The sequence below is a fragment of the Mycobacterium sp. genome, from assembly GCF_002863225.1.
GTDB lineage: Bacteria > Actinomycetota > Actinomycetes > Mycobacteriales > Mycobacteriaceae > Mycobacterium.
Map to the genome: position 1 here is coordinate 57,795 of NZ_PKEK01000067.1, position 22,747 is coordinate 80,541.

General features: G+C 67.2%; 23 protein-coding genes. 11 read left to right on the forward strand and 12 right to left on the reverse strand.

What is annotated here, in order from left to right; translation table 11 throughout:
• Nucleotides 1-66 precede the first annotated feature (66 nt).
• Both CYU59_RS21485 and CYU59_RS21490 read right to left on the reverse strand, forming a co-directional pair.
• Nucleotides 67-1,197: a citrate synthase 2 gene (locus tag CYU59_RS21485; protein WP_293002481.1), complete on the reverse strand. Its 1,131-nt coding sequence runs from the start codon at nt 1,195-1,197 to the stop codon at nt 67-69.
• 72 nt (nt 1,198-1,269) lie between these two features.
• Complete coding sequence (locus tag CYU59_RS21490) at nt 1,270-2,520, reverse strand: HNH endonuclease signature motif containing protein (RefSeq protein ID WP_293002483.1); 1,251 nt, start codon at nt 2,518-2,520, stop codon at nt 1,270-1,272.
• Nucleotides 2,521-2,598: 78 nt separating this feature from the next.
• Here CYU59_RS21490 and pdxH point away from each other — a divergent pair, with 78 nt between their 5' ends.
• The 3 genes from pdxH to CYU59_RS21505 all read left to right on the forward strand — a co-directional run bounded on the left by pdxH (nt 2,599) and on the right by CYU59_RS21505 (nt 5,980).
• Entirely contained in the window at nt 2,599-3,258 is a 660-nt protein-coding gene (gene pdxH, locus CYU59_RS21495; protein ID WP_293002485.1) for a pyridoxamine 5'-phosphate oxidase, read from the forward strand.
• Nucleotides 3,259-3,260: 2 nt separating this feature from the next.
• Complete coding sequence (locus CYU59_RS21500) at nt 3,261-4,538, forward strand: MFS transporter (RefSeq protein ID WP_293002487.1); 1,278 nt, start codon at nt 3,261-3,263, stop codon at nt 4,536-4,538.
• A gap of 149 nt (nt 4,539-4,687) precedes the next feature.
• Nucleotides 4,688-5,980 carry a citrate synthase gene (locus tag CYU59_RS21505; RefSeq protein WP_293002489.1) on the forward strand — a complete coding sequence of 431 codons (1,293 nt, stop codon included), beginning with the start codon at nt 4,688-4,690 and terminating at the stop codon, nt 5,978-5,980.
• Here the strand turns inward: CYU59_RS21505 and CYU59_RS21510 are convergent.
• Both CYU59_RS21510 and CYU59_RS21515 read right to left on the reverse strand, forming a co-directional pair.
• Nucleotides 5,973-7,493 carry an NAD(P)/FAD-dependent oxidoreductase gene (locus CYU59_RS21510; RefSeq protein ID WP_293002491.1) on the reverse strand — a complete coding sequence of 507 codons (1,521 nt, stop codon included), beginning with the start codon at nt 7,491-7,493 and terminating at the stop codon, nt 5,973-5,975. The two genes, CYU59_RS21505 and CYU59_RS21510, sit on opposite strands and share 8 nt — an antisense overlap.
• A 3-nt stretch (nt 7,494-7,496) precedes the next feature.
• Nucleotides 7,497-7,745 carry a DUF2630 family protein gene (locus tag CYU59_RS21515; protein ID WP_293002493.1) on the reverse strand — a complete coding sequence of 83 codons (249 nt, stop codon included), beginning with the start codon at nt 7,743-7,745 and terminating at the stop codon, nt 7,497-7,499.
• 62 nt (nt 7,746-7,807) lie between these two features.
• On the opposite strand from CYU59_RS21515, the gene CYU59_RS21520 reads away from it, so the two are divergent.
• Complete coding sequence (locus tag CYU59_RS21520; RefSeq protein ID WP_293002495.1) at nt 7,808-8,170, forward strand: FKBP-type peptidyl-prolyl cis-trans isomerase; 363 nt, start codon at nt 7,808-7,810, stop codon at nt 8,168-8,170.
• A 79-nt stretch (nt 8,171-8,249) separates the two neighbouring features.
• Here CYU59_RS21520 and CYU59_RS21525 read toward each other — a convergent pair whose 3' ends face one another.
• The 4 genes from CYU59_RS21525 to CYU59_RS21540 are packed head-to-tail and all read right to left on the reverse strand — an operon-like array spanning nt 8,250 to nt 13,438.
• Nucleotides 8,250-9,593, reverse strand: a complete 1,344-nt coding sequence (locus CYU59_RS21525; protein ID WP_293002497.1) for a HAMP domain-containing sensor histidine kinase — start codon at nt 9,591-9,593, stop codon at nt 8,250-8,252.
• A 12-nt stretch (nt 9,594-9,605) separates the two neighbouring features.
• Nucleotides 9,606-10,316: a two-component system response regulator PrrA gene (gene prrA / locus CYU59_RS21530; RefSeq protein WP_293002499.1), complete on the reverse strand. Its 711-nt coding sequence runs from the start codon at nt 10,314-10,316 to the stop codon at nt 9,606-9,608.
• A 54-nt stretch (nt 10,317-10,370) separates the two neighbouring features.
• Nucleotides 10,371-11,843 (reverse strand): carboxyl transferase domain-containing protein, encoded by a 1,473-nt coding sequence (locus CYU59_RS21535; RefSeq protein WP_293002501.1) that lies wholly within the window; start codon nt 11,841-11,843, stop codon nt 10,371-10,373.
• A gap of 17 nt (nt 11,844-11,860) precedes the next feature.
• Complete coding sequence (locus CYU59_RS21540) at nt 11,861-13,438, reverse strand: arylsulfatase (RefSeq protein WP_293002503.1); 1,578 nt, start codon at nt 13,436-13,438, stop codon at nt 11,861-11,863.
• Nucleotides 13,439-13,685: 247 nt separating this feature from the next.
• Here CYU59_RS21540 and CYU59_RS21545 point away from each other — a divergent pair, with 247 nt between their 5' ends.
• The 6 genes from CYU59_RS21545 to CYU59_RS21570 all read left to right on the forward strand — a co-directional run bounded on the left by CYU59_RS21545 (nt 13,686) and on the right by CYU59_RS21570 (nt 17,458).
• Nucleotides 13,686-14,417, forward strand: coding sequence for an enoyl-CoA hydratase (locus tag CYU59_RS21545; protein ID WP_293002505.1), 732 nt, complete (start codon nt 13,686-13,688; stop codon nt 14,415-14,417).
• A 4-nt stretch (nt 14,418-14,421) separates the two neighbouring features.
• Complete coding sequence (locus CYU59_RS21550; protein WP_293002507.1) at nt 14,422-15,546, forward strand: MBL fold metallo-hydrolase; 1,125 nt, start codon at nt 14,422-14,424, stop codon at nt 15,544-15,546.
• 30 nt (nt 15,547-15,576) lie between these two features.
• Nucleotides 15,577-15,750: an antitoxin gene (locus tag CYU59_RS21555; protein WP_293002509.1), complete on the forward strand. Its 174-nt coding sequence runs from the start codon at nt 15,577-15,579 to the stop codon at nt 15,748-15,750.
• A 9-nt stretch (nt 15,751-15,759) separates the two neighbouring features.
• Entirely contained in the window at nt 15,760-16,200 is a 441-nt protein-coding gene (locus tag CYU59_RS21560) for an SRPBCC family protein (RefSeq protein WP_293002510.1), read from the forward strand.
• Between the two features lie 69 nt (nt 16,201-16,269).
• On the forward strand, nt 16,270-17,043 hold the full coding sequence (locus tag CYU59_RS21565; protein WP_293002513.1) for a VOC family protein: 774 nt from the start codon (nt 16,270-16,272) through the stop codon (nt 17,041-17,043).
• A 16-nt stretch (nt 17,044-17,059) separates the two neighbouring features.
• Complete coding sequence (locus CYU59_RS21570; RefSeq protein WP_293002515.1) at nt 17,060-17,458, forward strand: hypothetical protein; 399 nt, start codon at nt 17,060-17,062, stop codon at nt 17,456-17,458.
• Here the strand turns inward: CYU59_RS21570 and CYU59_RS21575 are convergent.
• From CYU59_RS21575 to CYU59_RS21590, 4 genes are all read right to left on the reverse strand, one after another.
• A complete protein-coding gene (locus CYU59_RS21575; protein WP_293002517.1) occupies nt 17,455-18,360 on the reverse strand; it encodes a winged helix-turn-helix transcriptional regulator in 906 nt (301 codons plus the stop codon). The two genes, CYU59_RS21570 and CYU59_RS21575, sit on opposite strands and share 4 nt — an antisense overlap.
• Nucleotides 18,350-19,837 carry a carotenoid oxygenase family protein gene (locus tag CYU59_RS21580; RefSeq protein WP_293002519.1) on the reverse strand — a complete coding sequence of 496 codons (1,488 nt, stop codon included), beginning with the start codon at nt 19,835-19,837 and terminating at the stop codon, nt 18,350-18,352. Before CYU59_RS21580 ends, CYU59_RS21575 begins: the two co-directional genes overlap by 11 nt.
• Nucleotides 19,837-21,051, reverse strand: coding sequence for an acetyl-CoA acetyltransferase (locus tag CYU59_RS21585; RefSeq protein WP_293002521.1), 1,215 nt, complete (start codon nt 21,049-21,051; stop codon nt 19,837-19,839). Before CYU59_RS21585 ends, CYU59_RS21580 begins: the two co-directional genes overlap by 1 nt.
• Nucleotides 21,052-21,281: 230 nt before the next feature.
• Nucleotides 21,282-21,875, reverse strand: a complete 594-nt coding sequence (locus tag CYU59_RS21590) for a TetR/AcrR family transcriptional regulator (protein ID WP_293002523.1) — start codon at nt 21,873-21,875, stop codon at nt 21,282-21,284.
• A 175-nt stretch (nt 21,876-22,050) separates the two neighbouring features.
• Here CYU59_RS21590 and CYU59_RS21595 point away from each other — a divergent pair, with 175 nt between their 5' ends.
• Nucleotides 22,051-22,437 (forward strand): SDR family NAD(P)-dependent oxidoreductase, encoded by a 387-nt coding sequence (locus CYU59_RS21595; RefSeq protein WP_293002525.1) that lies wholly within the window; start codon nt 22,051-22,053, stop codon nt 22,435-22,437.
• Nucleotides 22,438-22,747 lie beyond the last annotated feature (310 nt).

The following is a 22,747-nucleotide window of genomic DNA, read 5'->3' on the forward strand; positions in this document are numbered from 1 at the left end:
GATGGGCCTACGGGTATGGACTCGGGCAACGAGTCGATCTCATCACCGGCCACCTACACCGCAGGGTCAGTCCGTGTGGACGCTGTCCCATCCCTCGACGGCCTCCGGGCTGCGCGGGCCCGGCCCGACGTAGATGGCGGCCGGGCGGACCAGCTTGCCGAGCCGCTTCTGCTCGAGGATGTGCGCGCACCAGCCGGCGGTCCGACCGCAGGTGAACATGGCGGGCATCATCCGGGCCGGCACCTGGGCGAAGTCCAGGATCACCGCCGCCCAGAACTCCACGTTGGTCTCGATCGCCCGGTCCGGACGCCGCTCCCGCAGTTCCGCGAGCGCGGCCTGCTCGACGGCGGCCGCCACCTCATAGCGCGGCGCGCCCAGCCGCTTGGCGGTGGCACGCAGCACGCGGGCCCGCGGGTCCTCGGCGCGATACACCCGGTGGCCGAAGCCCATCAGCTTTTCGCGGCGATCCAGGATTCCCTTGACCAGTCCACGGGCGTCACCGGTTCGCTCGACCTCTTCGAGCATCGGCAGCACACGCGCCGGCGCACCGCCGTGCAGCGGGCCGCTCATCGCGCCCACCGCCCCCGACAGCGACGCCGCGACGTCCGCCCCGGTCGACGCGATCACCCGCGCGGTGAAGGTCGACGCGTTCATGCCGTGCTCGGCGGCCGACACCCAGTAGGCGTCGACGGCTTCGATGTGTTTGGGGTCCGGCTCGCCCTGCCAACGTGTCATGAAACGTGCTGTGACCGTTGAGCATTCGTCGATGACGCGCTGCGGAACGGCGGGCTGGTAGATCCCTCGGGCCGACTGCGCGACGTAGGACAGCGCCATCACCGAGGCCCGGGCCAACTGGTCGCGGGCGGTGGCTTCGTCGATGTCGAGCAGCGGCTGGAAGCCCCAGATCGGCGCCAGCATCGCCAGACCGGCCTGCACGTCGACGCGCACGTCGCCGCTGTGGATCGGCAGCGGGAACGGTTCGGCGGGCGGTAGCCCGTTGCCGAATTTCGCGTCCACCAGCAAAGCCCACACGTCGCCGAATGTGACCCGCTGTTTGACCAGGTCTTCGATGTCGACACCGCGGTAGCGCAGGGCGCCGCCGTCCTTGTCAGGCTCGGCGATCTCGGTGGTGAATGCCACCACACCCTCGAGTCCGGCAACGAAATTCTCCGGGATCTTGTCCGAGATGACAGTCATGGAAAAAATTCTCGCACGGGTCCGGGTGTGACTTGCTACCGGTCGGTAACCAAGGCCGCCGGTGGCCCACTGTTAGTTGCGGGGCGGCGGTGGTTGCGGTTGGAAGGGCGTGTACCACCACCAGTCGGCGCGCTCGCCGGTCGGCCCCGGGCAGGGCGCAACGGCGGGCGGCGGTCGAGTTGGCGGGCGCGCCAGCGAACCGCGCGTCAACGGTTGACCGGCGTCGTCGATGACCTGGGGTGCGTCCGCGGGCCCGGCGACTGTGATGACGCCGCGGTGATGCAACCGGTGATGGTACGGACAGAGCAGCACCAGGTTGGCCAACTCGGTCGAGCCGCCGTCTTCCCAATGCCGGATGTGATGAGCGTGCAGACCTCGGGTCGCGCCGCAGCCGGGAATCGCGCACATCCGGTCGCGATGCTCGAGTGCCCGGCGTAGTCGCCTGTTGATCAACCGGGTCGTCCGACCGGCGCCAATGACTTCGCCGTGCCGTTCGAACCAGATTTCGCACGTCGCGTCACAGGTCAGATATCGACGTTCGGCATCGGTGAGCACCGGACCCAGATGCAGTGCCGCGGCACGCTGCTCGACATCGACATGCAGCACCACGGTGGTGTGCTGCCCGTGCGGGCGGCGGGCGGTATCGCTGTCCCAGCCGGCCTCGATCAGGCGCATGAACGCGTCGGCGGTGTTAGGCAGCGGGGGTCGTTGATCCGGGTCGCCCGCACTGTCGCCGTGATCAAGCTTCCACTCGGCGATCATGGCATCGCGATGCGATGCCATGGCGGCGTCGAACTTCGCGGCGTCATGATGAGCGAGCGTGATCCGGTAACAGCTGCCCTGCTCGTTCCGAGTCGCGGTGATCAAGCGCTCGGGTTCTTGGCGGGGCTCGGGCTCGGGTCGCGGCTCCAGCCTGACCGCGGTCCGCAGCTGATTGACCGTCGCGCAGCTCGCTAGCTGCGCATAGTGCTCATCGGATCCCTCGCCGGCCCGGGCCGCGATGACACCGACCTGGTCCAGCGAGAGGCGGCCTTCCCGCATGCCTTCGGCGCAGCGCGGAAACTCCGTCAAACGGCTGGCGATCGTGCTGATCGTGTGGGCGTTCGCCGACGAGCAGCCGGTCTTCCACGCCACCAACGCCGGCACTGAACGCGCGCCAGTGGCGCCCCACAGTTCATCGCGATCGATCTCGGCGACGATCTCGACGACCCGCCCGTCGATCGCGTTGCGCTGACCGGTCAACTCCGCCAGCTCGTCGAACAGCACCTCAAGACGCTCCGCGGGACTGACCACCACTGCGGCGGCGGATGCGATCGAGGACATGACGCGATCCTTGCAGCCACCTCTGACAAGTCGAGCGGCCACGAATCTCCGCTGTTGCACGCGGGTAGCGTGGGCGCGATGGGGGGACCCGACAACCAGCACCTGGCCGCAATGCGCAAGGAATACGGCTCCAAGGAGCGGGACGGCAGCCCGGACCTCGACGTCGACTGGCTCGCGGACGGCTGGCTTGCCTTGCTGCGCACCTGGATTGACGAGGCCGAGCGTGGTGGCGTGGCCGAACCCAACGCGATGGTGTTGGCCACCGTCGACGCGGGCCGACCGGTCAGCCGGTCGGTGCTGTGCAAAGGCGTCGACGAGGACGGCATCGTGTTCTTCTCCAACTACGACTCGGCCAAGGGCGACCAGCTGGCCGAGACGCCGTACGCCTCGGCGACCTTCCCGTGGTACCTGCTGAACAGGCAATTCCACATCCGCGGGCCGGTCACCAAGGTCGACCCGCAAGCCACCGCGAACTACTGGAACAACCGCCCGCGCGGCTCGCAGCTCGGCGCGTGGGCGTCACAGCAGTCCAAGCCGATCACCTCACGCGCCGCGCTGGTCGAGCAGCTGGCCGAGGTGACGGATCGGTTTGCCGACCACGAGCAGGTTCCGGTGCCGCCGCATTGGGGCGGGTACCGCATCGCGCCGGCGGAGATCGAGTTCTGGCAAGGCCGAGAAGACCGTCTGCACAACCGAATCCGGGTCGTGGGTGGGCGTATCGAACGCCTGCAACCCTGAGCATGCCCAGGCTGGTCGCCGATACCGCGCCACTGCGCAACGCCGATTTCCGGCGGCTGTGGTCCTCGGGAATCGTCACCGTCATCGGCGGGAACCTGACGATCTTCGCCGTCCCGGTACAGATCTACGCGCTGACCCAGAGCTCCGGATATGTCGGCCTGGCCGGGTTGTTCGCGCTGGTCCCGTTGGTCGTCTTCGGCCTGCTCGGTGGCGCCTGGGCCGACGCGATGGACCGCAGGGTGCTGCTGATCATCGCCTCCTGCGGACTGGCGGTGGCGTCGGCGCTGCTGTGGCTGCAATCGGCGTTGGCGCTGAACAACGTCTGGTTGGTGCTGGTCCTGCTGGGGGTGCAGCAGATCTTTTTCGCGGTCAACGCGCCGGCGCGCTCAGCCGCCATCCCGCGGATGCTGCCAGGTGATCAATTGGCGGCCGCGAACTCACTGAACATGACCGTGACGCAGTTCGGTGCGATCATCGGCCCGCTGCTCGCGGGGTTACTGCTCAATTGGGTCGACTTGTCGACGCTGTATCTGATCGACACCGTCACGACCGTCGTGCCGATCTGGGCGACCGTCCGGTTGGCGCCGATGCCGGTGCTGGGGACGGGTGACGGCACGGGCCAGTGGGGTGTCGCCGCGGTGCTGGACGGGTTCCGCTACCTGGCCGGAAACACCGTCGTGCTGATGTCGTTCGTCGTCGACCTCATCGCGATGATCCTGGGCATGCCGCGTGCGTTGTTCCCGCAGATGGCCCACCAGAGCTTCGGCGGGCCGGTCGCCGGCGGCACCACGATGGCGCTGCTGGCCGCGGCGATGTCGGCGGGTGCGGTCGCCGGCGGGGTGTTCTCCGGCTGGTTGCCGCGGGTGCGCAGGCAGGGGCTGGCGGTGGTGCTGGCAATCGTGGTGTGGGGATTGGCGATGGTCGGCTTCGGGGTGGCCGCCGGGGCGGCCCACGGCCGGGCCGGGCCGCTGCTCTGGGCGGCCCTGGGATTCCTCGCCCTCGGCGGTGCCGCTGACCTGGTGTCGGCCGCGTTCAGGTCGACGATGCTGCAGGAGGCGGCCTCCGATGACGTGCGGGGCCGATTGCAGGGTGTGTTCGTCGTGGTGGTCGGTGGTGGACCACGGTTGGCCGACACCGCCCACGGCGCCGCCGCCGCTGTGGTGGGCACCACTGCGGCCACCACCGGGGGAGGCGCGCTGGTCGTCGTCGGAGTGCTGTTGGCCGCGCTCGCCGCGCCGGCCTTCATCCGTTATCGCGCAACGCAATTGGAGAAGAGCTGAGACTGTCGCTCGGCCGTCCGCGGCCGGAGGTGATCTCCGTCGCACCCGGACCTCACCCCCGCGCAGGCACGCCATCGCAATAACGACTACCTTTGCGCTATAGGCAACCAGCCGGGCCAGCATTCACACGCAAGCGCAAAGGGGTTCCCGTGGCCGCTACCGACGACTCCGCCACCCTCAATTACCCGGGTGGTGAGCTGGACTTGGAAATCGTCCACGCCACCGAGGGGGCTGACGGCATCGCGCTGGGCCCGTTGTTGTCCAAGACCGGTTACACGACCTTCGACAACGGGTTCGTCAACACGGCGTCCACCAAGAGCGCCATCACCTACATCGACGGCGACGCCGGGATCCTGCGGTACCGGGGCTACCCGATCGAGCAGCTCGCCGAGAAGTCGACGTTCATCGAGGTCAGCTACCTGCTGATCAACGGCGAACTGCCGAATTCCGAGCAACTGGCTGAGTTCACCGAGCAGATCCAGCGGCACACCATGCTGCACGAAGACCTGAAGCGGTTCTACGACGGCTTCCCGCGCAACGCCCACCCGATGCCGGTGCTGTCCAGCGTGGTCAACGCGCTGAGCGCCTACTACCCGGACTCGCTGGACCCGGCCGACACCGAAGAGATCGACCTGTCGACCATCCGGTTGCTGGCCAAGCTGCCGACGATCGCGGCCTACGCCTACAAGAAGTCGGTAGGTCAGCCGTTCCTCTACCCGGACAACAAGTTGAACCTGGTGGAGAACTTCCTGCGGATGACCTTCGGTCTGCCCGCCGAGCCGTACGAGCCCGACCCGGAGATCGTCCGGGCGCTCGACATGCTGTTCATCCTGCACGCCGACCACGAGCAGAACTGCTCGACGTCGACGGTGCGACTGGTCGGCTCGTCGCAGGCCAACCTGTTCACCTCGATCTCCGGCGGCATCAACGCGCTGTGGGGCCCGCTGCACGGTGGCGCCAACCAGGCCGTGCTGGAGATGCTCGAGCAGATCCGCCAGAGCGACGACGACGTCAGCGAGTTCGTCCGCAAGGTGAAGAACAAAGAAGAAGGCGTCAAGCTGATGGGCTTCGGCCACCGGGTCTACAAGAACTACGACCCGCGGGCCCGCATCGTCAAGGAGCAGGCCGACAAGATCCTGGGCAAGCTCGGCGGCGACGACGATCTGCTGAACATCGCCAAGGAACTCGAAGAGGCCGCGCTCACCGACGACTACTTCATCGAGCGCAAGCTTTACCCGAACGTCGACTTCTACACCGGACTGATCTACCGGGCGCTGGGCTTCCCGACCCGGATGTTCACCGTGCTGTTCGCGCTGGGCCGGCTGCCGGGCTGGATCGCGCACTGGCGTGAGATGAACGGTGAGCCCAGCAAGATCGGCCGTCCGCGCCAGATCTACACCGGCTACACCGAGCGCAACTACGCCACCATCGACGCTAGGTAGCCAGCACCGCCATCGCGGCGTTGTGGCCGCCGACACCGGAGACCGCACCACCTCGGCGCGCGGCCGAACCACAACGCAGTATCCGCTCGTGCTCGGTGGCCACCCCCCATCGCTGCGCCGGTGTGGCCAGCACAGCGTCGTTCTCTGCGAACGGCCATTCCAGTCCGCCGTGAAAGATGTTGCCACCGGTCATGTTCAGGCGCTGTTCCAGATCGAGGGTGGTCGTCGTCTCGATGCACGGTAGTCCATCGGGCGTTGTCAGCAATACTTCTTGAATCGGTTCGGCGAGAACGGAATTCAGCGACGCCAGCACGGCCTCGGTCAGTGCTGCGGGCTCGAACACCCGGTGCGGCGTGTGCAGGCCGAACACGGTCAGTGTGGCGGCGCCCGACTCGCGGAGTGCCGGCGACAGGATGCTGGGGTCGGTGAGCGAGTGGCAGTAGATTTCGCATGGAAGTGGTTGCGGCATAGACCCTTTGGCGGCACGGTCATAGGCCGCGTCCAGCTGCGTCCACGTCTCGTTGACATGGAACGTGCCGCCGAACGCTTGCGCGGGGCTGACGCTGCGGTCGCGCAGCCGTGGCAGTCGCTGGAGAACCATGTTGACTTTCACCTGGGCGCCCGGCGCCAACGGCGGCGCAGGCTCGCCGAGCAGGCCGGCCAACGCGGTGGGTGTGATCCCGGACAGGACGAACCTGCCGCGTACGACGTGCTCGTCGTCGCGGTGCCGGTAACGCACTTCACCGTTCGGGTCGATCGCGTAAACGTCGGCGCCGGTGAGGATTTCGGCGCCGTGACGGGAAGCAGCGCCGGCCAGTGCGGTGCTGACCGCACCCATCCCGCCGACTGGGACGTGCCAGCCTCCGTCGCCGCCGCCGAGCAGGTGGTACAGGAAGCAGATGTTCTGCCGCAGCGACGGGTCGTCGAGCCGGGCGAAGGTGCCGATCAACGCATCGGTCGCGACGACGCCGCGGACGACGTCGTTGTCGAGGACGCCGGAGATCGCCGCACCGATCGGTCGCTCGATCAGGTCTTGCCAGACACTGTCGTCGTCGATTGCGTCGCGGGCCTGGTCGCGGGTGGCCAGCGGCTCGAGCAACGTCGGCCACAGCCGACCCGTCAGCAGCCGGCAGCGCCGGTAGAACTCGTCGAAAGCCCGCTCGTCGCCGCCGGCGCCGATCGCGTCGAACGTCGACCGCGGTCCGACCAGCAGACCGGTTCGCCCGACCGTCGCGGGATCCGGTGTGTACGACGACCAGGGCCGAGGGGCCAGCCGGACATTCGCGCCCAAGTCGTCGAGGATCCGCGCCGGCAGCAGGCTGACCAGGTAGGAGTACCGCGACAACCGAGCGTCGACGCCGTCGAAGACCGGCGCTGACACCGCGGCCCCGCCCACTCCGGGCAGCCGCTCCAGCAGCTGAACCCGCAGCCCCGCGCGAGCCAGATACCCGGCGGCGACCAGACCGTTGTGCCCGCCGCCCACGATGACCGCGTCGACCTCACGCGTGGTCACCGCTCAGCCCAGGTAGCCCTCGACCTCGTTCTCGGGCCGCACTGCCGCGGCGTCCGGATCGCCACCGGTTTCGCGCAGCGCCCGACGCTGCCGCAGCAGGTCCCAGCACTGGTCGAGTTGCACCTCGAGTTGGCGCAGCCGGGTGTGTTCCTCGGACTCGGTGATCTCGCCGTGCTGAAGCTGCTCCCGAAGGGTCTTCTCCTCGGCGACGAGCTCGTTGATCCGCGAGAGGGCGTCATTGTCGGTTGTCACGGGTCAAGTGTGCCCGACTAGCCGGTGCCCGGCCGCATCGTCACCGGACTAGGGTCATCCCCGTGGCAAGCAAACCTGAGATCCAGTTTCCCGACGGCCCCGCGCCGGCCCAACTCACGATCGAAGACCTGACGGTCGGCGACGGCCCGGAAGCCGTGCCGGGCGGCACCGTCGAGGTGCACTACGTCGGCGTCGACTACGAATCCGGCGAGGAGTTCGACAGCTCCTGGGGCCGCGGCCAATCCATCTCGTTCCCGCTGCAGGGCCTCATCCAGGGCTGGCAGGACGGCATCCCGGGGATGAAGGTCGGCGGCCGCCGTCAGCTGATCATCCCGCCGGAGCAGGCCTACGGCCCGGCCGGTTCAGGCCACCAGCTCTCCGGCAAGACGCTGATCTTCGTCATCGATCTGCTCGGCGCTCGCTGAGGCTCGTCGAGTGTGCAGGTTGTGACGCTAAAACAGCCGAAATAACGGCTAATACCTGCACATTCGGCGCGTCGAAGGCTCAGCTCGGCGGGGGCAGCTGTAGCAGCAGACGCGCTCCGCCGAGCGGGCTCTCCTCCAGCGTGGCCACGCCGCCATGCAGATGCGCCTGCTGGGCGACCAGGGCCAGACCCAGCCCCGAGCCCGAGTGCGACGCGGTCGAGCCACGGGAGAACCGCTCGAACACCACCTGGCGTTCCGACTCGGGCAAGCCGCTGCCGTTGTCGTCGATGGCGATCTCCACGCCGGCCCGCGAGCTGACCGCCGACAACTGCACGCTGGTGGCGCCACCGTGTTTGACGGCGTTGGCGATCGCGTTGTCCACCGCGAGCCGCAGCCCGGCCGGGAGCCCGACGATGATGCAGGTCGGTGACGGCGCCAGCGACACGTCGAGGTCGGGGTAGATCCGCATGGCGTCATGCGCGGCCCGGTCGAGCAGCTCGGTGATGTCGACCGGGACGTGGTCCTCTGAGGTCGACAATTCGCCTTGGGCCAACCGCTCGAGCGCGGAAAGCGTTGCCTCGATTCGTGATTGGGTCCGTATCACGTCGCTGAGCACTTCTTTGCGGCCTTCGTCGGGAAGGTCCAGGGTTGCCAGCACCTCGAGGTTTGTGCGCATCGCGGTCAGCGGCGTCCGCAGCTCGTGCGACGAGACCGCCGCGAAGTCGCGCGCCGACGCCAGCGCCTCGATGGTGCGGTTCTGCTCGTCCCAGATCCGCTGCAGCATCCCGCGCATGGCCTCGGCGATCTCCACGGCCTCGCTGGCACCACGCACCCGGACTTGGGGATTCTCGTCGCCGGCATTGATCGAGCGGGTCTGCTGCGCCAGCCGTTTGAACGGGCGTACCGCGAAAGTGGCCAGCAGCCAAGCGAATACGGCCGCCGCGGCGATCGAGAATGCGGCGATCAAGATCACCCGGCGATGCAGGTTGTTGGTGTCGGCGATGGTGGCGTCGTAGGTGGCGCCCACTTCCACCAGCATCGGATGCGGCTCCGGAATCGTCACGGTCCGCACCCGGTAGCGGACGCCGTTGACATAGGTGTCGGCGTAACCGGCCGGCAGCTGAGGCAGCGTGACGGTGGTATTCGACGTGACCTGGCCGCTGGCGTGGCGAACCGTGATGATCGCATCCTGATCGCTGGGCGACTTCGGAATCTGACCGAGCCCGCGGGGCAGGAACGGGATCGCGAAGCCGACCGCTTCATCGAGACGGCGGTCGAGCCTTTCCTTGCGGTCGTTGGTGATACCGAACCAGACGACGGCACAGGTGATCAGCACCGGGATGGCGGCGCCGATGATGGTCGCCACCACCACGCGGGCGCGCAGCGAAGGCGTGCGCGTCAAGATCCTCGACAAGAAATTCATGTCCGCCTCTCGTCACTGCATGCGCAGGACGAATCCCACGCCGCGGACGGTGTGCAGCAGCCGCGGGCCACCGCCGGCTTCCAGTTTGCGGCGCAGGTATCCGATGAACACGTCGACGACGTTGGTGTCGGCGGCAAAGTCGTAGCCCCACACCAACTCCAGCAACTGGGCGCGCGACAACACCGCGGTCTTGTGCTCGGCCAACACCGCCAGCAGGTCGAATTCGCGCTTGGTCAGGTCGACGTCGACTCCGTTGACCCTTGCCCGCCGGCCCGGGATGTCGACCTCGAGCGGACCCACCGCGATGGTCTCCGACGACGACGCCGGCGTCGAGCCTTTCCTGCGCAGCAGGGCGCGCACCCGCGCCACCAACTCGGCCAGCACGAACGGCTTGACCAGATAGTCGTCGGCGCCGGCCTCGAGGCCGGCCACCCGGTCGTCGACCGAGCTGCGCGCCGACAGCACACACACCGGCACGTCGTTGTCCATCGCCCGCAGTGCGGTCACCACGCTCACGCCGTCGAGCACCGGCATGTTGATGTCGAGCACGATCGCGTCCGGCCGGGTCTCGGTGGCGCTGCGCAACGCCTCGGCGCCGTCGACCGCGGTTGATACTTCGAAGCCCGACAACCGCAGTCCGCGCTCCAGTGAGGCGAGCACATCAGAGTCGTCGTCGACCACCAAAACCCGGGGCGAGGTCCCACCAGCGTCCATGCCGCCCATGATGCCTGATTATCGCCGGTAGCAGTGGGAACACCCGCCTCGGCGGCGTGGGGTCTAGCGCAGCCCTATCTCGCGGTAGCGCCGCAGCCGGGCCGTCATCCGATCGCCGGCGGGCACTGCGCGCAGCCCGTCGAGTTCGACGGCGATCGCGGCGGCCAGCCGGGTGGAGAACTCGACCGGCTCGTCGGCGGCGTCGGGGTGCTCGGGCACGACGGCGTCGACGATCCCGGATGCCAGCAGGTCGGCCGACCGGACGCCTTGTGCGGCCGACAGTTCGGGGGCGTGGTCGGTGTCGCGAAAGACGATCGCGCTGGCCCCTTCCGGTGGCAGCGGCGCCAGCCAGCCGTGCAGGGCGGCCAGCACCCGGTCGGCCGGCACCATCGCCAGCGCCGGCCCGCCGCTGCCCTGGCCGAGCAGCACCGACACCGTCGGGGTGTCCAGGGTGACCAGCTCGGCCAGGCAGTGGGCGATCTCGCCGGCCAGGCCGCCTTCCTCCGCCTCGGCCGACAACGCCGGGCCCGCGGTGTCGATGACCAGCACCAGCGGCAACCGCAGACCGGCGGCCAGCGCCATGCCGCGACGGGCCTCGCGCAGCGCGGCGGGGCCGACCAGTCCTCCGACCACCCGCTGCTGACCGAGCAGCACCGCCGGCTGACCGTCGAACCGGGTCAGCGCGAGCAGCATCGTCGCCGCATCACCCTGACCCGTGCCGGACAACCACACCTGGTCGGTGCAGCCGTGCCGTAGTAGGTGCGCGGCGCCCGGCCGGTCCGGTCGCCGCGAGGCCAGCACCGAGTCCCATGCCGGGATGTCGGGCAGAGGTTCGGTGGGGACCGGATCGGGCGCCGGGGCCGCGTCGTCGGCGACGACGGTCAGTGCCCGGTCGAGGATGTCGCGCAGCCCTTCCAGCGGGACGACGGCGTCGACGACACCGTGCCGTTGCAGGTTCTCCGCGGTCTGGACGCCGGGAGGGAACGGCTCGCCGTAGAGCTGCTCGTAGACCCGCGGACCCAGGAAGCCGATCAGCGCACCCGGCTGGGCGATTGTCACGTGGCCCAGCGAGCCCCACGACGCGAACACCCCACCGGTCGTCGGGTGCCGCAGGTAGACGAGGTAGGGCAGGTGGGCCTGTTTGTGCAGAGTGACCGCCGCGGCGATCTTGACCATCTGCAGAAACGCGACGGTGCCTTCCTGCATCCGTGTGCCACCGGAACTCGGTGAGGCGAGCAGCGGCAGTCGCTCAGCGGTGGCGCGCTGGATCGCGACGGTGATCCGCTCGGCTGCGGCAACCCCGATCGAGCCGGCCAGGAAGTCGAACTCGCAGACCACCACCGCCACCCGGCGCCCGAACACCCGTCCCTCACCGGTCAGCACCGACTCGTCGCGGCCACTGGCCTCGTGAGCCGCGGCCAGCTCGCGGGCGTAGGACTCAGACGTCGCAATGGCCAGCGGCTCGGTGTCCCAGCTGACGAACGATCCCTCGTCGAGCACCGCGTCGCGCAGTTGGTCGGTCCCGATCCGGCTCACCTGGCCGAGGCTACTGATCAGGCGGGCGCGGGAGCCAGGATGACGCCGGTGTCGGCGACGTAGCGTTCCCACAGCACCAGCAGCTCGGCCAGCTTGTCGGGGTGCGCGGCCGCGAGGTCGTTGGTTTCGCCGGGGTCGGTGGACAGGTCGTAGAGCTGCCAGGCGCCCGGGCCGTAGGGCTCGGGCAGGTGCAGCGCCTTCCAGTCGCCTTGGCGAATGGCGTAGCGCCCGAACAACTCCCACCCGGTGCCGGTCTCGTCGTCGTGCACCGATTCGGTGTCACCGGAAAGGTACGGCAACAACGACCGGCCGCGGATCGGAGCCACTTCGCGCCCGTGGTACTCGGTGCCGGGGTGCGCGACGCCGGCGAGTTCGAGCACGGTCGGGGCGATGTCCATGACGGTGCTGAACGCCGTGCCGATCTGCTGCTGCCGGTCGAAGCCCGGCCAGGTGACGAAACCGACCACCCGAATACCGCCCTCGGTGGTGAACGCTTTGTGCAGGCGTGACGGGGCGGTGGCGGCCTGTGCCCAGCGCGGGCCGTACCAGATGAAGGAGTTGGCCGCGCCCGCGTTGTCGAGGCTGTTGTCCCAGTTCTGCTCGATCTCGGCGGCGATCGCTCCGCCGAGTATCGGCATGGCTTCGACGATTGCACCCTCGGCGCCGTTGTCCGACAGGAAGATCACGACCGTGTTCTCGAGTTCGCCGGTCTCGGTGAGGTAGTCGACCACTTTGCCGATGTTGTAGTCCATCCGGTCGACCATGGCGGCGTAGACCTCCATGGCGCGGGCGGACAGCGCCCGCTGCTCCTCGGTCATGTCGGACCACTCCGACTCACCGTCGGAGACGACGGGGTGTGCGGTCACATCGGCGGGCACCAGCCCGAGCTGCTTCAGTGCCGAGAGTCGCTGCTCGCGCAGGACGTCGGGGCCGGCGTCGTAGCGTCCGCGGTATTTCGCGATGGTTTCCTCCGGCGCCTGCAGTGGCCAGTGCGGCGCCTGGAATGGCAGGTAGGCGAAGAACGGCTGCTCGTCGTCGGTGCGCTCGCGTAGGTAGCGCAGCAGCGTGTCGGCGTAGAAGTCCGACGAATAGAAGTCGTCGTCGACCGTGACGAACTGGTCGTCCTCGGTGTACCGCGACAGCGCGGGCAGGAAATCGCCCGGCACGTTGCTGTAATGGCTTGCACCGCCTGGCAATAGCGCAAACGAGCGGTCGAATCCGCGGGCCCACGGGCTGCGGTCGATGGTCATGCCGAGGTGCCACTTGCCTGCCATCAGGGTCAGGTAGCCCGCGTCGCGCAGCAATTCGGGCACGGCGACCACCCGGTCGTTGAGGTAGCCCTCGTAGCCGGGCTGCCCGCGTAACTCGGGAACGACCTCGACCATGGTGCCGATGCCGGCGATGTGGTGGTCGGTTCCGGTCAGCAACATCGACCGGGTCGGCGAACAAGCCGGGGCCGAGTGGAAGTCGTTCAACCGGATCCCGGCCTGAGCCAGCCGATCCAAGTTGGGTGTCTCGATCTCGCTGCCGAAGGCGCCGATGTCGGAGAATCCGAGGTCGTCCGCCACGATTACCAGGAAGTTGGGCCTTGTCACGGGGAAGCATCCTGTCAGGTGTGCGGTCGCATGGGAATGTTCCGCCTACCACCGATTCGATGCCGCGCCAAACGTCACTAGGCTGTCCAGAATGATTCGCGCCGACGACGATGCAGAGCGAAGCGATGGGGAGGAGTGGCGCAATGATCCCCGCCGACGACGATGCAGAGCGAAGCGATGGGGAGGAGTGGCGCAATGATCCCCGCCGACGACGATGCAGAGCGAAGCGATGGGGAGGAGTGGCGCAATGATTGAAGTGACCCGCGTCGGAGACGTGCTGACCATTGAGATGCAGCGTGCCGAGCGGCGCAACGCGCTCAACTCCCAGCTCGTGGAGGAGGTTCGCGAAGCCATCGAGAAGGCCGCCGGTGAGAATGCCCACGCCATCGTGCTGACCGGGCAGGGCACCGTGTTCTGCGCCGGCGCCGACCTCAGCGGTGATGCCTTCGCCGCCGACTACCCCGACCGGCTGATCGCGATGAACCTGGCGATCGACGCCGCGCCGATCCCGGTGATCGGTGCGATCAACGGCCCGGCGATTGGCGCGGGTCTGCAATTGGCCATGATCTGCGACCTCAGGGTGGTTGCACCGGAAGCGTTCTTCCAGTTTCCGACCTCCAAATATGGTCTGGCACTTGACAACTGGAGCATCCGCCGGTTGACGTCGCTGGTCGGACACGGACGGGCCCGGGCCATGCTGCTGACCGCCGAGAAGCTGACAGCCCAGGACGCCCTGGCCACCGGCTTGGCCAACCGGTTGGGCACGGTCGCTGATGCACAGGCGTGGGCCGCCGAGATCGCCGGCCTGGCGCCGTTGGCGCTCCAGCACGCCAAACGGGTGCTCAACGACGACGGCGCCTACGAAGACCAGTGGCCCGCGCACAAGGAACTTTTCGACAAGGCGTGGGCCAGTCAGGACGTCATCGAAGCCCAGGTGGCACGGGTCGAGAAGCGGCCGCCGAACTTCCAGGGGGCCTGACCGGATGCTGCGCAGCGCGCTGCGACTGGCAGTGGGCACCGTCTCGCTCGCGACGGGCGGGTGGGTACTGCGCGCGCTGCACGGTGCGCCGGCCGCGCTCGGCGCCCAACCGTCCGACATTCGAGGGGTGGCCGAACGCTCGCCGCACTACCGCGACGGCGTGTTCGTCAACCTCGAGCCCGCGTCGTTCGCCATCGATGCCGAGGAACAGCGAAACATCCTCAGGCAGTTGATCAGTAGCCGCGCGGTCGGCCGGCCCGGTGCCGATATCCCGCTGGTCACTCCCGAGCCGCGGACCTTCGACGCCCCCGCCGGCCGCATCGCGGTCAGCTGGTTCGGCCATTCGACGGCGCTGTTGGAGATCGACGGCTACCGGGTGCTCACCGACCCGGTCTGGAGTGAACGCTGCTCGCCGTCGGACGTCATCGGTCCGGGCCGGATGCATCCGCCGCCGGTGCCGCTGGAAGCGCTACCGGCCCTGGACGCGATCGTGATCAGCCACGATCACTACGACCATCTCGACATCGACACGATCATCGGGCTGGCCCGCAGTCAGTGGGCGCCGTTCGTGGTTCCGCTCGGGGTCGGATCGCATCTGCGCGACTGGGGTGTGCCGGAGGAGCGCATCATCGAGCTCGACTGGAACGAGCGCACCAAGATCGACGAGCTGACGCTGGTCTGCACGCCGGCGCGGCACTTCTCCGGACGGTTCCTCAATCGCAACGCCACGCTGTGGGCATCGTGGGCGATCATCGGACCTGCGCACCGCGCGTTCTTCGGCGGCGACACGGGTTACACCCGGAGCTTCGCCGACATCGGTTCCGAGCATGGGCCTTTCGACGTGACGCTGATGCCGGTCGGCGCCTACAACAAGTCGTGGCCGGACATCCACATGAATCCCGAAGACGCGGTGCGCGCGCATCTGGACGTCAACGGCGGTCTGCTGGTTCCCATCCACTGGTGCACATTCCGGTTGGCCCCGCACCCGTGGGCCGAACCGATCGAGCGGCTACTGGCTGCCGCCGGCGCCTCGAACGTCCAGGTAGCGGTGCCCAAGCCGGGTGGTCGCGTCGACCCAACGGCGACAACGGATTTCGAGCCCTGGTGGCGGCTCGACGAACCTTCCTAGCAATCGACAACGCCGAACGAAAGGTGACTCATGGGATTATTGGACAAGGCCAAGGATCTGTTGTCACAGAACGCCGACACCGTCAGCTCTGCGATCGACAAAGCCGGCGAGTTCGTCGACTCCAAGACCGACGGCAAGTTCAAAGACGTCGTCGACAAGGCGCAGAAAGCAGCCAAGAACGCGCTGACCGACGGCGAGCAGTAGCAGCGGGCCATGGCAAAGCTTTCCGGATCCATCGACGTCCCGCTGACCCCGGACCAGGCGTGGGGGGCCGCGTCCGACCTGTCCCGCTTCAAGGAGTGGCTCACCATCCATCGGGTGTGGCGCAGCAAACTGCCCGAAACTCTGGAAAAGGGCACGGTGATCGAATCGATCGTCGAAGTCAAGGGCATGCCCAACCGGATCACCTGGACGATCGTCAACTACAAACCGCCGGACTCGATGACGCTCAACGGGATTGGCGTCGGTGGTGTCAAGGTCAAACTGATCGCCAGGGTCAAACCCAACGGGGACCAGTCGGTGGTCAGCTTCGACGTGCACCTCGGTGGTCCGGCACTGTTCGGGCCGATCGGGATGATCGTCGCCGCCGCACTGCGCAGCGACATCAATGAGTCGCTGCGCAGATTTGTGACGGTGTTCGCCCCGGCGCGATGAGTTTTCGCGCCGCCGCCGGTCGGTATCGGTGAACCCCGCTCCGGGGCCTCGCGACACCAGGAGGTCATCGTGCCCATCCGTACCGACGCGCCGCTGGGCGCCCCTTGCTGGCTGGACCTGCTGACCTCGGATCTCCAGCGTGCCCAGGACTTCTACGGCACCGTGTTCGGGTGGACGTTCGAATCCGCGGGGCCCGAATACGGTGGCTACGTCAACGCCTCGAAGGACGGCCACCAGGTCGCCGGATTGATGGCCAACTTCCCCGAGTCGCAGAGCCCGGACCGGTGGTCCACCTACTTCCACACCGCCGACATCGAGGCCACCGCCGAGGCGGTGGCCGAGTCCGGCGGCGCCACCTTCATCGGGCCGCACGAGGTGCCGGTCAAGGGCTTCATGAGCCTGGCCACCGATCCCTCGGGCGCGATATTCGGGGGATGGCAGCCACTGGAACATCACGGTTTCCAGGTGATCGGTGCGGCCGGTGCGCCGGTGTGGCATCAGCTGACCACCCGCGACTTTCGCGCCGCGGTCGACTTCTACCGTGAGGTGTTCGGCTGGCGTACCGAGGTGGAATCCGACACCGACGAATTTCGTTACATCACAGCCTGGTTCGGCGATCAGCAACTGCTCGGAGTGATGGACGGCAGCAGTCTGCTGCCGGAGGCCGAGCCGTCGACGTGGACCACGTTCTTCGGTGCCGATGACGTCGACACGACGCTGCGGGTGATCACCGACAACGGCGGCACTGTCGTTCGGGAAGCCGAGGACACCCCCTACGGCCGACTCGCCGCCGCGGCCGACCCGACCGGCACGGCGTTCAATCTGTCGTCGCTGCAGGGCTAGCGGCTATCGTCGCAGTATGCCGCGCCTGCACCCTGGATGGATGGTCGCGCTGTTCGCCGTGGCGGTCGCGGTGAGCGCCTGGCTGCCGTGGCTGTCGACGGGCATCGACGGGTGGGGTGCCGCGATCGGTGGCCAGCACGTTCAGCATCGATTCGGGACGGCGCAGCTGATCGTGGTGCTGTCATCGGCGCTGTTGGTGGCCGGCGCGGTGGTCGGCAGGGGATTGTCCACAAAGGGCGCATCGGTTGCCGCGCTGCTGATTTCGCTGGCCGAGGTCGCACTGTTGGCGCGCTACTACTCGGTCAACGTCAAGCCGACGGTGCCGGCGGCCTACGGCCTGTACGTCGGTACGGTGTCCGCGGTCGCGGCGCTGGTGTGCGCGATGTCGGCGCTGGCGATCTCGTTGCGCCGCTAGTCGTCGATGCCGATGTCTGCGCCCTTCAGTGGCCGGGCGCACTGGTCGCAGGTCAGCTGCCCGACGAAGGGCTCACCGCAGCCGAGGTGAGTCAGCAGCACCGCCGGGCCCTCCGGTGCGTGGAACCAATGCTGGCCACATTGCAGAGCGGCGATGATGACGGGGAAAAACGCCCGGCCCTTCTCGGTGAGCCGGTAATTGGCTTCCCGTGAGGAGTGCAGCACCCGATTGGCGCAGAATGTCTGCAACCGTTCGGACAGCAGCGACGGGGGAGCGCCGAGTTGCGTCTGAAATTCCGAGAATCGGCTGGTGCCCAGGAACGTGCATACCAGAAGAGCTGCGGCCCAACGGTTCCCGAATACGCTCATGGTCTCGGGGAACAGTCCGGCTTGACCGGTACTCGACCTGCGGCGGTTGGACCCGTCGGGTACCGAGCGCGGCCATGTTCCGCTAGGGCCCCAGCGCGCCGACACCTGCTTCTCGGTGACAGATTCGCCACAGGTCTGGCAGGTCAGCACCGGAGCGAATTGGGTGCCGCACTGGGTATGCCGCATCTTCGGCAGCCGGTGCACGTGGTCGGACACCCACCGTCGCTCCCACTCCCAGATCGACAGCAGCACCGGCCAGAACGCCCGACCGCGCTGGGAGATCAGGTACTCGGCCCGCACGGGACGGGTCTGGTACGTCGTGCGGATCAGTACTCCATTGTCGGCCAGCACGCGTAACCGGTTGGCCAGCACGGTGTTCGAGATCGGTAGGCGCTGCATGAAATCGCCGTACCGGGTCGCTCCCAGGAGCGCCTGTTGGATGATCAGCACCGTCCACTCGTCGCCGAGCAGGCCCAGAATGCGGCCGACTGCGTTGGTGCCACCGGGGCTCAGAGCCGTCGGCTCAGACGTCATGCCACCGGCGCAGCTGTGAACCGGGTGCCCAGGTGGCGTGTGTTCCACTGGAAACCCGTTCGGGCAGTGCAAGTTTGCACACCGGGCCGTCGCTGAACCGGGCGGCGTCGAAGATCACACAGTAGGAGGCGTCGGCCGTCATGTCGGTGGTGATCGTGATCAGGTAGCCGTCGTCTTCGGCGGTGGGGTTCGGCCGTGGGGCCATCGCGGCCTCGCTGCCGTAGACGCCGTCGGCGAATTGGAAGTGCTGCTCGCCGCCGGTCCGCAGGTCATGCTTGACCAGTCCGTCGAACAGGAACCAGCCCGGCTTGCCGGTAGCGGCGTAGGTGTAGCGGTAGTCGGTGGCGGCGTAGTCGGGGTTGATCGTGCCGAATTCGGTGATGGACTCCGACAGCTGCTCCTCCCTGACCTCGCCGGTGACCAGGTTGAAGCGCCAGCGGTGCAGCCGGGCCTGCATCCGATCCAGCGCGAGGAAGCGAAACAGCTTGTCCCACTTTGTTCCACCGTTGTCGGCCGGCTGCGGGTCGCCTTCGTAGAATCCGTCGAGCACGATCTCGTCACCGTCTTCGTAGGCGTTGGTGAAATGCAGCACGAACGTCGGGTCGGCTTCGAACCACCGGATGTCGTTGCTGGTGCCGCGGCGTGGCACCACAGCGAAGCGCGACGGCATGTCGGGGTAGAACCGCGGCACATGCACGTCGTGCTGCAGCAACTCCGGATCCCAGAACAGCGGGAAGTCGTTGAGGATCACATAGTTTTCGGTGAACGCCATGTCGTGCGGCAGCCGCGGGCCGGGCAGCGGAATGTCGATGTAGTGCGACAGGTTGTTGCTCTCGTCGACGACGCCGTAGTGCATGTACGGTGCCTGCTTGCTGTAGTTGAAGAACAGCAGCTCGCCGGTTTTTGGATCGACCTTCGGATGGGCCGACACACCCCATTCCGCGGGAAACTGCCCGTTCCAGCTCTCTTTGCCGAGTGTGTCGGCCGAGAATGGGTCCAGCCGGTACAGATCGCCGCATTGGTAGAAGCTGGTCAGGGCGATGCCCCGGTGCACGATGACGTCGGTGCTCGAGGCGTCCTTCATCCGGGTGCGGGCGCCGCAGCCCCCGCCGCGCTTGGCCAACTGCACCGGCTCGGCCAGTCCGGGCCATAGTGGTTCGCCGGCCTCGTTCTCGGCCAGGAAGCCGTCTGTGCGAACGAATCGGTTGCGGTAGAACGCCTTTCCCTCGCGGAAACCGACGATGTGGAGCATGCCGTCGCCGTCGAACGGGTGGTAGGTCTTCAGCGCCGGGTGGAGCGGGTTCTCGGTGTTGCGAAGGTAGACGCCGTCGAGGTCGCGGGGGATCTCGCCCTCCACCGCGACCAGATCGTCGGCGTCCCACTCATTGGTCTGCGGCCGCCACGGCCCGGTCCGGTACGGGTGGTCGTCGTCCTCGGGCAGGGTCGACAGGTATTTCGCGACAACTTCGACGTCCATCAGCGTGTCCCGTCGACGACGAAGCTGACCGTGGTGGCGGTGCTACCGCCGAAGTTCAATGTGCCGAACGTCCTTGCGTTGTCTACCTGGTAGTCGCCGGCGGTGCCGCTGACCTGTTTGGCGGCGTCGACGAGCATCCGGATACCCGACGCGCCGACTGGGTGTCCGCCACCGATCAGGCCGCCGCTGGGATTGATCGGCAACCGTCCGCCGATCTCGATCTCACCGTTCTCGATCGCCTTCCACGATTCGCCCGGCCCGGTGAGGCCGATGTGGTCGATCGCCAAATACTCACTGGGAGTGAAGCAGTCGTGTACTTCGATGCCCTGCAGGTCGTCGAGGTTGGACTCCGCGCGCCGCAACGCATCCAGTACCGCCGCGCGCACATGCGGCATCACATAAGGATTGTCGGCGGCGCGGTCGAGTTTCTGTTGCAGGCCCAGTCCAACGGTGCGGTGGCCCCAGCCGGCGATCCGGGCGGTGGGGCGCGCGGTGGGATGGTCGCGCAGATACCTGTCGGTGACCAGGACGACTCCCGCTCCGCCGTCGGTCATCTGGCTGCAGTCGAACCGCCGCAGCCGGCCTTCGATGAGGGGGTTGGTTGCGTCGTCGTCACCGATGGGATCGGGCACCGTCCAGGATCTGGTCTGCGCGTTCGGGTTTCGTCGCGCGTTGCCGAAGTTGACCTGTGCGATAGCGCGCAGGTGGGTCTCGTCGATGCCGAAGCGTCGGTCGTACTCGTCGGCCACCGTCGCGAACATCGACGGCCAGAGGAACGTCGCTTCCGAGCCTTCGTGGCCGGTCCAGGCCGCCGCGCCGAGGTGGCGGGCCGCGGTGTCACCGGGCACCGTCTTCTCCAACTCGACACCGAGGACCAGTGCGGTCTCATAGTTCCCGGCACGCAGATCGGCCATCGCGGCCAGTGCGGCGATGCTGCCCGACGCGCACGCGGCCTCGTGCCGGGAAGCGGGCGTGTCCCACAACCCGTCACACACGGTGGCGGGCATCGCGCCGAGATGCCCCTGCTCGGCGAACATCTCTCCGAAGGCGTTGGCGACATGGACCACGCCGACGTCCGCGGCCTCGATCTTGGCCTCGGCCAGGGTGGATTCGACGATGTCGCGGGTCAGGTCCGCGAAGTCGAGTCCTTCCTTGGTGAGGTTTCGGGCGAAGTCGCTTTGATAACCGCCGAGAATCCAGACGTCGGTGTCCATTGCTCGCACGTTACTACAACTAAAAGAGTGACGTGCTGCTCTGATGACTAGGTCGGTCCCACCGGCTCTCGGCTGAACCGGAGAGACCTAAGCGCGCACGCTGGTCGACCAACGCGCCCGCCTCTCAGAGCGCATTGCCAACGATGCCCATTGACAAACGTTTATCTGGGAAACCGGACTACTTGATCTCGTCTCGACCCGATCGTCGGGTCAACGACGTTGGGCTGCGTTCAACGGGTTGAAAGGCCTTCCAACAGGGTGTCGATTAGTCCGTTGCAGTGCTTCGCCATTTTCTTCGCTGCCGTTGTGGCGCTGAGAATGCGGTACAAAGGGGCTCCGATCAGCGCGTCGGCGGCAGCCTCGATATCTGCGTCGGGCCGTATCTGACCCTGCGAGATGCCTTGCTGCAGGCGTAGTTTGACTGCGGTGTGAACCGGGCCTGTGAGCTGGCGGTAGAGCGTATCGCGGTCTTGTTGGTCCTCGGCCGCGGCTGCCGCGAGTGCGCGGATCAGTGCCCCGTTCTCAGGTGCGGCGCTCAGCGCCGCGTACTCACTCATCCAGCTCCGTAAGTCCTCGACCGTGCTACCGGTGTCGGGGAGGGTGAAAGCCGACATTGCGCTGGCCATCATGACCGCTTCAGCGACCAGGGGAGCCTTCGATGGCCACCGACGATAGACGGTTTGCGTGGCCACGCCGGCATGTGCGGCGACCTTATCCATCGACACGCCGGCGTAGCCGTTTTCGACGAGCAGGGCCCTGGTGGCATCGAGAATTGCCTCGTGTATTGCGGCGCTGCGCGGACGACCCGGGCGGGTTTGGCTCACGAATCGACCCTAAGGCACCTCCGGTACGACGGGGCTCGGTCGTCCGTGGGAAAAGCCGTGGTTGTCGTGCGCCGTTGACCTACAGGCAGGTGCATGTTTCTATTTACGAGAAAATTATTGTCGTAATTGTGGGGCGGCGTCACTGGGCCCCACTGAACGCGGGCAGGGCAGTCACATGCCTCAACATTGTGTGATCACGAGCGGCGCAGGTGGTATTGGACTATCCGCGGTGAACATCATTGGACGAGACCAGCTCGTGATTATTTGCGACCTGAGCCAGGGTCGTCTCGACGCGGCAGCGAGAGAACTGGCAGCCCTGGGAATCGACTGCGAGCCAGTTGTCTGCGATGTGACCAGCCGTGCCTCAGTAGCCGCGCTGATCGATCGGTCGACAGCTTCTGACACAGTCGCGTCCGTCATTCACACTGCCGGTGTGAGTCCCAGCATGGGTTGCGCTAGTTCGAAAGCCGGTTACCTCACCGGCGTCGACATCGCCTGCGACGGCGGAGTTTTGGCAGGGATGCGGCTGCGAGACATGATCACCTTGGCTCGTGAAGCCTGACGGTAAGACGGCACGACGTGGCCTTCGGAACCGCCGAATGCTAGGGCGCGCGGTCCTAGCGATCGGTCTCGCACACTTCGCGATTCCGAAGGCTTTCGATCCGATCAACCGCCTCGGGTTCCCCGGCCACACGCGCACCTTCACCTACGTAAACGGTGGAGTCGAATCCTTGTTGGGTGTGTTGATGGCGAACCGAAGAACCAGCCGCAAGGCCAGAATCCTGTCCGCCTGCTACGTCATTCACCTCACCGGCAACATCGTTCGCGCTCAAGCCACGCGGCAGGCAGCGACGGTCGTACGAGTCGACGCC

Coding starts and splice junctions, on each gene's coding strand:
- CYU59_RS21485 (WP_293002481.1), bottom strand. CDS start 1,197: ATGACTGTCATCTCGGACAAGATCCCGGAGAATTTCGTTGCCGGACTC.
- CYU59_RS21490 (WP_293002483.1), bottom strand. CDS start 2,520: ATGTCCTCGATCGCATCCGCCGCCGCAGTGGTGGTCAGTCCCGCGGAG.
- pdxH (WP_293002485.1), top strand. CDS start 2,599: ATGGGGGGACCCGACAACCAGCACCTGGCCGCAATGCGCAAGGAATAC.
- CYU59_RS21500 (WP_293002487.1), top strand. CDS start 3,261: ATGCCCAGGCTGGTCGCCGATACCGCGCCACTGCGCAACGCCGATTTC.
- CYU59_RS21525 (WP_293002497.1), bottom strand. CDS start 9,593: ATGAATTTCTTGTCGAGGATCTTGACGCGCACGCCTTCGCTGCGCGCC.
- prrA (WP_293002499.1), bottom strand. CDS start 10,316: ATGGGCGGCATGGACGCTGGTGGGACCTCGCCCCGGGTTTTGGTGGTC.
- CYU59_RS21545 (WP_293002505.1), top strand. CDS start 13,686: ATGATTGAAGTGACCCGCGTCGGAGACGTGCTGACCATTGAGATGCAG.
- CYU59_RS21550 (WP_293002507.1), top strand. CDS start 14,422: ATGCTGCGCAGCGCGCTGCGACTGGCAGTGGGCACCGTCTCGCTCGCG.
- CYU59_RS21555 (WP_293002509.1), top strand. CDS start 15,577: ATGGGATTATTGGACAAGGCCAAGGATCTGTTGTCACAGAACGCCGAC.
- CYU59_RS21560 (WP_293002510.1), top strand. CDS start 15,760: ATGGCAAAGCTTTCCGGATCCATCGACGTCCCGCTGACCCCGGACCAG.
- CYU59_RS21570 (WP_293002515.1), top strand. CDS start 17,060: ATGCCGCGCCTGCACCCTGGATGGATGGTCGCGCTGTTCGCCGTGGCG.
- CYU59_RS21575 (WP_293002517.1), bottom strand. CDS start 18,360: ATGACGTCTGAGCCGACGGCTCTGAGCCCCGGTGGCACCAACGCAGTC.
- CYU59_RS21580 (WP_293002519.1), bottom strand. CDS start 19,837: ATGGACGTCGAAGTTGTCGCGAAATACCTGTCGACCCTGCCCGAGGAC.
- CYU59_RS21585 (WP_293002521.1), bottom strand. CDS start 21,051: ATGGACACCGACGTCTGGATTCTCGGCGGTTATCAAAGCGACTTCGCC.
- CYU59_RS21595 (WP_293002525.1), top strand. CDS start 22,051: ATGCCTCAACATTGTGTGATCACGAGCGGCGCAGGTGGTATTGGACTA.